Genomic DNA, 2186 nt, shown 5'->3' on the forward strand with positions numbered 1-2186 from the left:
TCGTCCAGCTCCATGGCGTGAAGTCGGCCCGGAGCGCGGTCCCGACCTTTCGGCCGGTCCGTTTCTCCGGACCGCTTCCCGCACCCGCCGTGCGCCTCTCAACGCAACGGGCGCTCCACAAGTCCCTCGGATTCCTTGAGGATTTGTCTCATCCCGTGATCGGCCATGGGGAGGGGATGACTGATCCCCGGTAGCGGTAGCGAGTGGTGCCTACCTTCGCCGGGTTGAACAGTTCCCGTTCCTCGCTGGCCGGCCACCAACCTCCGCCGCAGAAACGGCGGCGGAGGTCCTTCCAGTTCATATGGGGGTGCTTTCGCCGCAGCCACCAGATGACCCGGCCCCAGGTATACGAGCTCAGGTACTGGAAGGCCGTGCTCGACACGCCCGGACGGAAGTAGGCGCACCAGCCCCGCAACATCCGGTTGAGACAGATGAGCAGGGTGTCGAACGGCAGGTCGGTGCCTGTCTTGCGGCACTGTGCCTTGACCTTCGCCGTCACGGCCGCGAGGGCCTTTCGGGCGGGGTAGGTGTAGACGTAGTGCTTGTGGGTGCCTCGCTTGCGGTGGCGCTGGATGCGCCAGCCGAGAAAGTCGAGGCCCTCGTCGATGTGGGTGATCAGGGTCTTCTCCGGCGACAGGCGCAAGCCCATCGTCGAGAGGACCCCGGCGATCTCTTCCTTGAGCGCCTCCGCGTCGGACTTCGTGCCCGACACGACCAGGCACCAGTCGTCTGCGTAGCGGATAAGCCTGTAGTTCGGCAGTCCGCGACGTCGGCGCTTTTGCCGGTCGTTGAAGGTGCTCGCTGGACCTCCTGGGCCCTGGGCCACGTGCTCGTCCAGGACGGAGAGGGCCACGTTGCTGAGCAACGGGGAGAGGATCGACCCCTGCGGGGTCCCGGTGTTGTTCTCCCGAAGTACGCGGTCCTCACCGAGGATCCCGGACTTCAAGAACGCCTTCACCAGGGTCAGGACGCGTTTGTCCCCGACGCGAGCACGCACCCGGTCCATCAGGGCCGTGTGTGAGATCTCGTCGAAGCAGGCTTTGATGTCGCCCTCCACGATCCACTCGTAGGAGTGGGAGGTGAGGTGGCGGACCTCGGCCACCGCGTCGTGAGCCCGGTGGTTCGGACGGAACCCGTAGGAGCACGGGAGGAAATCCGCCTCGAAGATCGGCTCCAGCACCAGCTTCAGGGACGCCTGCACGACCCGGTCGGTCACGGTCGCGATCCCAAGACGACGCAGTTTCCCGCCCGCCTTGGGGATCATCCGTTCCCGGACCGGGAGCGGGCAGAAGCTACGGTCTTTGATCGAGGACCGCAGCCTGTCGAGGAAGACCTCGACGCCCCGCACGGTCTCCACGTAGTAGGCGGTCTCGCCGTCCACTCCGGCCGTGCGGGCTCCCTTGTTGCCCCGCACCCGAACCCACGCGACCAGCAAGAACGCGGGATCGGAGACGAGGTTGAACAGGTCATCGAACCTGCGATGAGAGTCCTCGCGGGCCCAACGGTGCAGCTTGGTCTGGATCTCCAGTACCCGGCGTTCGGCCTTCATCAGGACGTACTCCAGATCGTCGGTATTCACCGGCGATAACCTCCTGGCCTTCCAGTCCTTCCACTGCTGACTTGCTGTCCCCCTTCGCCATGTACGCGCCTCTCGCGCGCCCGGACTACTACGAGGACTCCGCCACGACCTGGCGTCGTCAGCCGACGACGGGCCTGCCCTCCGCCCAGCTGGCTGCCGGACGGGAAGGGCGACACCTGATCGCTTCCCACGTTCACCACCACCCGATCGTCGAGTGAGCCGCCCAGCTGTGCCCCGACAGCTTCGCCATGCCTACGCCGCAGACCTTCAACATGGCCTCCCCACCAGCACCATTAACCGGCTTCGGAGTCGCCACCAGAGTTTCGGTGGCGTGCACTGCGTCCCGGCCCATATCCGCCAGATTGGAGCCGGTTCAAGTATTACGGGGCTTCTAACACTGGTTCCTCTCGTACGGCTTCTCGTCTCGCTTGCCGGACCCGCACCGTCTGGCAGTGCCAATGCGTCCCGGCTTTGTCAGGGGCTGCTTGCCGCCCTCCCGCGCGTCTCCGCGATCAGGCTGCCCTCAGCTGCACTGGCCTGCTGCGACAGGCCAGCGGCGGGGTCCTTTCACCCCCGCTCGGGGTAGTGGCGCCTCGTGGCGCACCAT

Annotated in this window: 2 protein-coding genes; one reads left to right on the forward strand and one right to left on the reverse strand. The window is 65.9% G+C overall.

Annotated features, from left to right (window positions below):
- Nucleotides 1-148 precede the first annotated feature (148 nt).
- Nucleotides 149-1579: a group II intron reverse transcriptase/maturase gene (gene ltrA, locus QMK28_RS33780; RefSeq protein WP_326443516.1), complete on the reverse strand. Its 1431-nt coding sequence runs from the start codon at nt 1577-1579 to the stop codon at nt 149-151.
- Between the two features lie 41 nt (nt 1580-1620).
- Here ltrA and QMK28_RS33785 point away from each other — a divergent pair, with 41 nt between their 5' ends.
- Nucleotides 1621-1797, forward strand: coding sequence for a hypothetical protein (locus QMK28_RS33785; protein WP_326443517.1), 177 nt, complete (start codon nt 1621-1623; stop codon nt 1795-1797).
- Nucleotides 1798-2186 lie beyond the last annotated feature (389 nt).

This window comes from Streptomyces sp. H27-D2, assembly GCF_035828615.1.
Classification (GTDB): Bacteria; Actinomycetota; Actinomycetes; order Streptomycetales; family Streptomycetaceae; genus Streptomyces.